This window comes from Klebsiella sp. RHBSTW-00484 (assembly GCF_013705725.1).
Taxonomy (GTDB): domain Bacteria; phylum Pseudomonadota; class Gammaproteobacteria; order Enterobacterales; family Enterobacteriaceae; genus Klebsiella.
Genome location: NZ_CP055484.1, coordinates 73187 through 82064, shown reverse-complemented (window position 1 = coordinate 82064; position 8878 = coordinate 73187). Strand labels below are relative to the sequence as shown.

Below are 8878 nucleotides of genomic sequence, written 5' to 3'. Positions count from 1 at the left end.
CTTAGTTATCACCCTACCTGAACATATTGTAAAAGATGTCAGTCTCCAGTGACTTGTGTACTATCAACTGACAAGACTCTTACACGCAACGCAGGGGGATGGAGTTTTATGCTTAGAAAAATAATCAGGGGTAGCGGATTCACTCAGTCAGAAGAAAAACTGATAGAGTTCGCTGATGATGCTTTTTTTGGTCTTTGGTCTTATCCTAATGTTTATAGCGATGAGGGTTACTCTAAAAATAAAATTGGGAAAGAAGTTAGTGACTTATTAGTTATTTTTGATAAAGATATAATAATTTTTTCCGATAAAGCTATTACATACAATAAAAACAAAGATCCTAAGGTTGCATGGCAGAGATGGTTTAAAAAATCAGTCATACAGTCTTGCACACAGTTATTTGGCGCAGAGAAGTTTATAAAAGATCATCCCGAAAGACTTTTTGTTGACAAAGAATGCTCAGTTAACCTCCCCATTAAAATAGATAATTCTTTTAATTTTCATTTGGTGGCCGTCACTAATAATATTTCAGATCCGGCGATCTCGTACTTTGACAAAATAGAAAAAGGCAGCTCTGCTACTTTAGTTAACATATTTCCTTTAAACGCCCATCAATGTCTAGAAAATCCATTTTGTGTCGGAGACGTTTATCCTGATAAGACTTTTGTCCATATACTTGATGAGACTGCCCTAAAACTACTGTTAACCGAGTTAAACACAGCAACTGATTTCATTGGCTACCTTAACGAAAAAGAGAGGGTTGTAAGAGAAAGAACATTATTGGTCAGCGCTGGGGAAGAAGAGACTCTTGCTGCTTACATTATGGGTGATAAAACCATAATATCAAAAGAAATTATTGGAAACGATCAAGGGATGACCATACCGGAAGGTGAATGGAAAAACTATAAAACCACTTTCAATTATCAATATCAGCTCTCAATGAAAAAGGGTAGCGTTTTCTGGGATAACCTAATCCACAACTTCTCGACAAGTATATTGTCAGCTAACGTTGGTTTTTTTAGTGAAATTGAATTTTCTACACATGAATTAGGTGTTAGAGAATTAGCCAAAGAAAGTAGGCAATCTAGATATTACCTTTCAAAGAACTTTAAAGAGAAATTAAAAACAACTCAGCCTCATCTAAGAACGTCAAGAATGGTCGAATCAATCGATGAGCCTGGAAAGTTTTACTTATTCCTTTTTTTTCCTAACGATAGCAAGTTGAGTTACTCTGATTACAGAATTCAACGTATATCTTATATAAATGCTTATGCTGAGGTTGCCTTTAATAAATACAGACATATTAAAAAATTAATTACTATTGCAACAGAGCCGCAAAATACAGAAGGAAGATCTGAAGACCTAATATATAGCATATCCCCAGAGAAATTTACCAAAGAGCAAAATGAAAAAGCCAAAAGATTATCAAGAGAATACAAAATACTAAGTGATTTTTTACCTACTAAAACGACAAAGAGCGATAACTTTAAATCAGTTATATCAAAAGGTGAAAAAATAGGGCGGAATACACCTTGTCCATGTGGCTCCGGTGTTAAATTTAAAAAGTGCCATGGTGCGAATAATTAGCATTATTGTATGTATAACGGTAATGGCGCGGCAGAGAAACCGGCGCGTTCTGCCCTAGTGTTGGCCTGCGGGTTCCCCCGCACCCGCTGTATGTAGTATCGGCAGCATCTGAGAAAACCACTACATGTAGTTATCAGGGCACTGTTGCAAAGTTAGCGATGAGGCAGCCTTTTGTCTTATTCAAAGGCCTTACATTTCAAAAACTCTGCTTACCAGGCGCATTTCGCCCAGGGGATCACCATAATAAAATGCTGAGGCCTGGCCTTTGCGTAGTGCACGCATCACCTCAATACCTTTGATGGTGGCGTAAGCCGTCTTCATGGATTTAAATCCCAGCGTGGCGCCGATTATCCGTTTCAGTTTGCCATGATCGCATTCAATCACGTTGTTCCGGTACTTAATCTGTCGGTGTTCAACGTCAGACGGGCACCGGCCTTCGCGTTTGAGCAGAGCAAGCGCGCGACCATAGGCGGGCGCTTTATCCGTGTTGATGAATCGCGGGATCTGCCACTTCTTCACGTTGTTGAGGATTTTACCCAGAAACCGGTATGCAGCTTTGCTGTTACGACGGGAGGAGAGATAAAAATCGACAGTGCGGCCCCGGCTGTCGACGGCCCGGTACAGATACGCCCAGCGGCCATTGACCTTCACGTAGGTTTCATCCATGTGCCACGGGCAAAGATCGGAAGGGTTACGCCAGTACCAGCGCAGCCGTTTTTCCATTTCAGGCGCATAACGCTGAACCCAGCGGTAAATCGTGGAGTGATCGACATTCACTCCGCGTTCAGCCAGCATCTCCTGCAGCTCACGGTAACTGATGCCGTATTTGCAGTACCAGCGTACGGCCCACAGAATGATGTCACGCTGAAAATGCCGGCCTTTGAATGGGTTCATGTGCAGCTCCATCAGCAAAAGGGGATGATAAGTTTATCACCACCGACTATTTGCAACAGTGCCCGATAAAATACCCCTTTGTTCTGACCGCATCGTCCTTAATCTCATCACCAATATCACTGTCAGCCATTCCGGCATACTGAACACTGTCATCACCGGCTTCGATGTAACTGGTGAAGTTCTCACTGATAAAACGGTAAAACAGCGCCCCTAAGACGTATTGTTTAAAGTCCCATCCGTCAACGGCACCGCGAACCTCGTTCGCAATAGCCCATATCTGACGGTGTAATTCGGCGCGTTGTTGCAGGCTGGTCATCTGCGTTTTCCTGATTAATAGAATGTGTTGCCCACGGTTTGGTAGGTAGATTAAATCACTAATAGGATTAGTATATTACGATTATGCGGACATTGTGAGAACTATAGAGTCGACTGTTAATCATTGATGATTTTTGAGCAGGTGACTGAATTTTTGTTGGGCAATCAGGTAATTTGCGAACGCTGATCAGATAAAATGTGAAAGGGGCTCCAAATCAGATGCAATTACGCACCTCCCTGCAAAGCCCTAATCTCGCTCACCGCCACGCAACTGCCGCACGTCCCCCACGGGGGTGCGTAGTGGGCGCCGCGCGCCTGCGCGCGGGAACGGCGGCCCGCCTTCGGGTCGCGGCGCCGTACTGCGCGTTAGCGGCCGCACGCGGCCGGTTACGGGGGACACTCCGCCATACGACCAGCGACCCGCTGAGCTGCACAATCCACGGATAACACAAGCTACATACATGTCGATATGGGAATCGGCCCACCTTGCCGGGCGAGGCTGCCGCGTGGGAATCGGCCCACCTTGCCGGGCGCCGCTGCCGCGTGGGAATCGGCCCACCTGGGGTCCGCTTGGAAAAAGGAAATTATCCTACGCTAAGCGCATTTTTTGCACAGATGGCTACCGACTGAACGTAACGTGTGAGTCATGATCAGAAATGTGTTAACTCTAGGAATTGACACGACTTACTGTTCGATGGGGAAATCATGTTTAGCTATCTCAAGGCTATGTATCATCAATCAAAAATTCAGGCTGAACTCAAGGCACAGATACATGAACAAACTACGGTTAATGCTATCTGTCATCACCCTGAATCAATCGAGATCATTGCGGTTTGTTCGACTGATGCGTATTACCGAAAACGTAAGGACGCTGCTTTTCTGACAACCTGTTCTGTGCTCATGCGTACTTTAAAAGATGAATCCGTACCGATGGTACTACGGAAAACAGCATGGCGATTATTGAACGAAAGATACCAACGAATTAAGTTAAATCAGGCTTATAGGATAGAAAATTTCTTGCTTGTTGCCGATTTTGAATATGCTCTCGAAGAACATGATGAACTAGCAGAGTAGTACTAGTGAGGCGATGAATACCGACAGTTAACGTGCATGTGACTTAAACGTCCGAAACCGAACGATTACGTACAGCATGTAGACAACATGTCCGAAAGTAAGCAAAACCATTAACGGACAGCCGGATCATTTCGTACATCCCTTACGGTCAGGGGTTCGCGCTCAATGGAACGAAATCACCCGTTAGCTTAAAACGCTTAACGTAGGATAATTTCCTTTTTCCAAGCGGACCCGAGCTGTTCGTCACGTTCGCTCAGCAATAAAACCCGGGTACCTGGCGCCACGTTGAAGCGACCGATTGGTTCGGGGTCGTAGGCAATATCTCGATCGGCTTCATCGGCGAGGAGAGAAAGATAATCTTCCCGCGTCATTGACTGAGAAAAACGTCCGCACATAGTTACCTCCGGTGGCCAGACAAAAAGTATAGGTGATGAGTCTGATAGCATGAGGTGATAAGGTAAAATGCCGCTCTGCGGTACAGAGGGTCCAGCTGGGGCTGAAGTTAAAAAGGCGCCAGCTGATGTTCATTGGTGAACGGAAAGTGAGTGGCGCCGAAGCCCGGCGTAGCCGGCTACGGTTTGATAGGTTCTGCCAATCGCCCCCCCCCGCCCTGATAAGCTATACCCACAAATAACGTTTCAGGAGCTGCTATACGCGGTCGGAGTGGTCACGACAAGGCGTGAGCCGCAGTCGGGGCGTATCTCCGCGTTGGCGCCGTTCAGGCGCTTACGAGCGTGTACCCCGGACCTCACCGCAGCACTACTCACAGCGATGACGAACCTGTAGTTACAACACCCATCATTAAAAGCGATGTCTTCCCCGGCCTTTGGCCGGGGGCGGCGGCGCTTTTCAGTGGTGGGGAGGGGGCACATATGTTGTTGAAGCGTCAGCGTTCTCCGGTGGTGGGAGGCGAGGTTTCTGCGGTGTTCTGAGTGGTATGTGCGGTGCTGAGGATTGCGCTGGTGCGGTTCACGGGGAATCTAACCGGATGATGTAACTAAATTATGTGTTGTGCCTATGCCCGCCGCATAGCGGCGGGAGGCACTTCTGGTTCTGAGCGACGTGGACGCTTGCGGCCGCTGTAAGCGAAGGCCTTTTTGATTTATTCACAATGGTGTTCAGAGACAAAAGATCTCCCTGCTGCTTGCAATGCAGGGGATAAAAATACTGGGTTAAGACTGTATTGCGGGTTTCCTGTTATTTATTTGCAGATTCTCTCATTTATCTATTTGCGGATTTTTGTGGATAACTGATCACGTGGGGGCGTTTGATGGCCAGCATGCCGGCGAAATCATCAGGGAAAGAGAAAAACTCAGGCGGGAAAAGGAAGGAAAGACAAAAATGGCCAAAAAATACCAGCACAAAAAGCCCCGGAGGGGCTATTTTTTTACAAATTTTGGCTGGCCGGACTAATGCGGCGCTGGATGGCTCAGCGAGAGTTCCAGCTGATAGAGATGCTGTACCGCCAGCTGCTCAAGCTTGTTCTCAGAATAGCCATAGAGCTCGTCTGCCGGCAGCGTCTTCTTCAGCCAGCAGGTCATCTCATAGACCTGGCGGTCCCGGGGCATTCTGGCCAGGCGGTTGGCGCGTTTGCGTGCCGCGCCTTGTGCACGACGATACTGCAGGGCCTCACGACTACGCTGCTCATACCAGCGCTTACGCGCCTTATGGACAGAAATATCCTCATGCTCGCCTAACATGCCCTCTTTAATGAGTGCCTGACGTTCCTCGCTTTCGCGCAGTTTCTTCTGCTGCTGCTCCTGCAGCTTCATCAAATCAACGCCCAGCATCCTGAAGCCGGCGGCGGTGATCCACACGTACTTTGGCAGACGTTTACGGGACTCCCGATCCCAGGCGGTTTCTTCTGACACCCCCAGGACACCAAAGCGGACCTGCTCGGCTATCAGCGCCGAAACCCGGCGAATGGTCACTTCAGTTTCCGGAATGACTTTACCTTTGCCGTCTTTCGGACTGAGCTCTCTGGCCAGCCTGGACACGCACATCCCTACCGTGTGTTTACCGGCATCACAGAAGCTGACCAGCACCGGCCACAGCGCATCGAGGAGACGCTGTTTTTCAGGACGGAAAGCATATTTTCGCCCGGCGCGCTGACGTTCCCGGACATAGAATGGGTGCAGGGACATATGCATGCGCAGGCTGTGTTGCCCCGTGAGCGGATCTTTCTTCACCAGACGGTTATAGGCGTGGCCAAGCTGGCCACCGAGCGCCTTATAGTGAGATGGCCGGAACCAGGACGGGTTTTCGCATTTGGGTTTGGTGGAGTGCTCACCACGACGACGACGGGTACGCTTCTTTTCCGGGGAAACCAGAAAAGATTCAACGTGGCCATCTTCAACGCCCTGCCAGAAACGGATCTGTTCTTCCGTATCCAGCTGACTCCAGTGTTGCGGATTGTGCTGTTCAGTCACACCATCCCGCGCTTATGTTGCACGGAAGGAGCAAATGGCACAGAAACGGGTATTGCAGTTTTCTGAGCATAAAACTATACTCCCTGCATAGAGCAACAGCTTCTATGCAGTTTATGAAGGCCCCGGTAATCTTCTCAGTCGCCAAACTTATCGAAGATTATCGGGGTTTTGTCTTTTCCGGCTCCGGGTAGACACCTCATCAGAACCAGTTCCCTGCCACCTTACGGCGTGGCCAGCCATAAAATACCAAACGATCAGTAATCTAGCACCTACCGTCGAAACTCACAAGAACGTCAATCCTTAACAAGGCAACCATGCTGGTTAACTGCCTCTTTTATGAGCTTTTCAATCATCTCTGATTGGGTCACGCCTTTGGTTTCACACATCAGTCGAAATTCATCTTTAATTTCGCTTGTGACGTACACCCGCATTTCCTTATGCGTTTCTTTCTTTCTGGCAAGATGACTCTGCTGACGTTCTACAGCACTCCTCGGACTGCCTTTTCGGTAACTGCGTTTTGCTTTCGTTGAGGAAGTAACCGCGCTTACGACCTGTGACATCTCTGCCTCCTCAAAGATCTAAAAAAGGATCGTTTGCAGAGAATACTACAGATATCAGAATTCAGCGACTTACTTTATGGACGTAACCCGCGTTGGCGCACGGTTTACGTCCGGGGATCGTTTATGGCGATGTCAGTATGTCTGTTTCCAGTCCGTTCCCTGTGACCAGCGAGACGACCAGTGCTGCAGGTAGCGCCGGGCAACAGCCGAGTCATCCCATACAACCAGCACATTCTCTGAATTCGAACGGTCAGCGGCACGGCTGAAATTGAACGAGCCGGCCTCTGTATTGCGCCTGTCCGCGACGATCACTTTGTCGTGCAAAATCTTGTAGGCGCTGACCGTACGAACCGGAATGCCCGCGCTGGCCAGCAGGTTCAGGGCGGCTACGCTGGCTTTTCCGCTATTCGCCTTCTGGTCCAGCACCACGCGGACATCCACCCCACGTTGTTTCGCCGCGATGAGTGAGCGAACCACCTCCGGGGAGGTGAAGGAATACCCCATCAGCCGGATTTCCTGCTGCGCGGAATCGAGGGTCTTCAGGACCAACTGCAGGGCTGTGCCTTCCGGAGAAAAACCTGTCTCGATGGTCGCGGCGTCGACTGCCGGCGCCAGCGCTAACAGGCTCAGGCTGAGGACTCCGGCCACAAATCCTGTGCGGACACGGGTTCTGTTTATTACTGCTATTTTCCTTTTCATCCTTTGTATTCTCCCCTGACCACCGTCAATGGTGTGGTGATAGTTTCAGTTTCCCGACGTATTAAAAATTCCCTGATCTGTCTGACCAGCTTTTCAGCATCCCGGTCTCTCAGCAGCGGAATGCCCGCCTGCCTGAGTACTTCTTCCAGCAGGATATCCCGGCGAACCCGGTGTTTTTTCAGATGCGACGCATCATCCAGCTCGATGGCGGCCACAATGGCAAAGGTCCTGATATCCACCACCACCACATCGCAGTGCCACTGTGACACCATCCGGAACAGCTGCCACCAGGTCCGGGAGCGGGGCCTGATATGGGGTGCCAGGCTGGCGATATCCGCCACTCGCACCTGCGGGCACAGCAGCCAGTGTTTCCGGTCGGTATGTTTCAGCAATGCCCGGAAAAAATGTTGTTCCCGGGGCGTCATCAGCGTGTCATTACCCATCCAGACCCGCTGGCGACACAGTCTCTGTTCAGCCTCTCCGGTACGAATACCCGCCGCTTTCAGCGCTTGTAGGACCGGGGATGTCTTCCCTGTTGCACGTTCCTTCAGAAACAGCACCAGGAACCCCAGCAGACTCAGCACAACAACGGCACTGCCTGTCATCATTAATATCTTTGCCATGTTGCTTCTTCCTTTGTGGACATATTTTTTCCGATGTGTTTACTGCGCAGTCTCCTCATCGTTCTGTCCCTCTGGGGATACGCCAGGCCTCTGCCGGCAACCGATCCAGCAACGCGCGCCGGAAGGCATTTGGCAGACCCTGACCGGCCACAATGTCTGCTATCAGGACCGATATGGCAGAAATCATCAGCACATAGCGAATGATGAAGCCGGTCTGATGCATAAGCTCTCCGGGGGACATATTCCGAAGGGCGGTCACCAGCCGGACACCGGCCTGCGGAACCCCCCAGACAAGCACGCCAGCGCCCGCCAGTATCACTGCCGGCGCATACAGAAATCCCCGACTGATAACCCGTTGCATCAGGTTTAAAAGAGCGTGCATCTGACGGCGGTACACCTCATCATCCTGCAGAATCTTCCATTCAAGCCGCGCTTTCTCATGCCGCGGAAGCATGGCCACCACCTGGATGCCGTCACGGATACTGACGAGCGGCGAGACATCAGGCTTCCTCATCTGGTCGATGTGCCGCGTATACAGGGCCAGCCCGGCCCAGAATAGTGCAACGGGCAGTGATACCAGGATAAATCCATTTCCCGGAAAAGAGGGAGAAAATAAGAGTTGCAGAGACAGTGCCAGCGCGCCCCCGTATAAATAACAAAATAACTGCTGCTCAGTGCGCAGCATGAAATAGCTGAACAT

9 protein-coding genes and 2 pseudogenes are annotated in these 8878 nt (G+C 49.8%); 2 read left to right on the top strand and 9 right to left on the bottom strand.

Features of this window, described 5'->3' with window-relative positions; genetic code table 11:
- Nucleotides 1-108: 108 nt before the first annotated feature.
- A complete protein-coding gene (locus HV213_RS32300) occupies nt 109-1584 on the top strand; it encodes a YecA family protein (protein WP_020324153.1) in 1476 nt (491 codons plus the stop codon).
- A gap of 189 nt (nt 1585-1773) precedes the next feature.
- On the opposite strand, the gene HV213_RS32295 is transcribed toward HV213_RS32300, so the two are convergent.
- Both HV213_RS32295 and HV213_RS32290 read right to left on the bottom strand, forming a co-directional pair.
- Complete coding sequence (locus HV213_RS32295; RefSeq protein WP_001067855.1) at nt 1774-2478, bottom strand: IS6-like element IS26 family transposase; 705 nt, start codon at nt 2476-2478, stop codon at nt 1774-1776.
- A 64-nt stretch (nt 2479-2542) separates the two neighbouring features.
- Nucleotides 2543-2794: pseudogene (locus tag HV213_RS32290) on the bottom strand (type I restriction-modification system subunit M N-terminal domain-containing protein); the annotation flags it as partial.
- Nucleotides 2795-3498: 704 nt separating this feature from the next.
- Here HV213_RS32290 and HV213_RS32285 point away from each other — a divergent pair.
- A complete protein-coding gene (locus HV213_RS32285; protein WP_032242306.1) occupies nt 3499-3867 on the top strand; it encodes a hypothetical protein in 369 nt (122 codons plus the stop codon).
- Nucleotides 3868-4100: 233 nt separating this feature from the next.
- On the opposite strand, the pseudogene HV213_RS32280 reads toward HV213_RS32285, so the two are convergent.
- From HV213_RS32280 to HV213_RS32250, 7 genes and pseudogenes are all read right to left on the bottom strand, one after another.
- Nucleotides 4101-4262: pseudogene (locus HV213_RS32280) on the bottom strand (SOS response-associated peptidase); the annotation flags it as partial.
- Between the two features lie 1014 nt (nt 4263-5276).
- Entirely contained in the window at nt 5277-6296 is a 1020-nt protein-coding gene (gene repA / locus HV213_RS32275) for a plasmid replication initiator RepA (RefSeq protein WP_009652816.1), read from the bottom strand.
- Complete coding sequence (gene tap / locus HV213_RS32270) at nt 6289-6366, bottom strand: RepA leader peptide Tap (protein ID WP_009652807.1); 78 nt, start codon at nt 6364-6366, stop codon at nt 6289-6291. Before tap ends, repA (HV213_RS32275) begins: the two co-directional genes overlap by 8 nt.
- Before the next feature lie 223 nt (nt 6367-6589).
- Nucleotides 6590-6856: a replication regulatory protein RepA gene (repA, locus tag HV213_RS32265; RefSeq protein ID WP_042927547.1), complete on the bottom strand. Its 267-nt coding sequence runs from the start codon at nt 6854-6856 to the stop codon at nt 6590-6592.
- Nucleotides 6857-6988: 132 nt separating this feature from the next.
- Nucleotides 6989-7555, bottom strand: coding sequence for a phospholipase D family nuclease (locus tag HV213_RS32260; RefSeq protein ID WP_052544827.1), 567 nt, complete (start codon nt 7553-7555; stop codon nt 6989-6991).
- Nucleotides 7552-8178 (bottom strand): DUF2726 domain-containing protein, encoded by a 627-nt coding sequence (locus tag HV213_RS32255; RefSeq protein WP_009652809.1) that lies wholly within the window; start codon nt 8176-8178, stop codon nt 7552-7554. The genes HV213_RS32260 and HV213_RS32255 overlap by 4 nt, the downstream gene beginning before the upstream one ends.
- Before the next feature lie 55 nt (nt 8179-8233).
- On the bottom strand, nt 8234-8878 hold the full coding sequence (locus HV213_RS32250) for a hypothetical protein (protein ID WP_042927545.1): 645 nt from the start codon (nt 8876-8878) through the stop codon (nt 8234-8236).

Bases quoted from the DNA above. Each gene is read 5' to 3' on its own strand.
- HV213_RS32300 (WP_020324153.1), top strand. From the start codon at position 109: ATGCTTAGAAAAATAATCAGGGGTAGCGGATTCACTCAGTCAGAAGAA.
- HV213_RS32295 (WP_001067855.1), bottom strand. From the start codon at position 2,478: ATGAACCCATTCAAAGGCCGGCATTTTCAGCGTGACATCATTCTGTGG.
- HV213_RS32285 (WP_032242306.1), top strand. From the start codon at position 3,499: ATGTTTAGCTATCTCAAGGCTATGTATCATCAATCAAAAATTCAGGCT.
- tap (WP_009652807.1), bottom strand. From the start codon at position 6,366: ATGCTCAGAAAACTGCAATACCCGTTTCTGTGCCATTTGCTCCTTCCG.
- repA (WP_042927547.1), bottom strand. From the start codon at position 6,856: ATGTCACAGGTCGTAAGCGCGGTTACTTCCTCAACGAAAGCAAAACGC.
- HV213_RS32260 (WP_052544827.1), bottom strand. From the start codon at position 7,555: ATGAAAAGGAAAATAGCAGTAATAAACAGAACCCGTGTCCGCACAGGA.
- HV213_RS32255 (WP_009652809.1), bottom strand. From the start codon at position 8,178: ATGGCAAAGATATTAATGATGACAGGCAGTGCCGTTGTTGTGCTGAGT.
- HV213_RS32250 (WP_042927545.1), bottom strand. From the start codon at position 8,878: ATGTTCAGCTATTTCATGCTGCGCACTGAGCAGCAGTTATTTTGTTAT.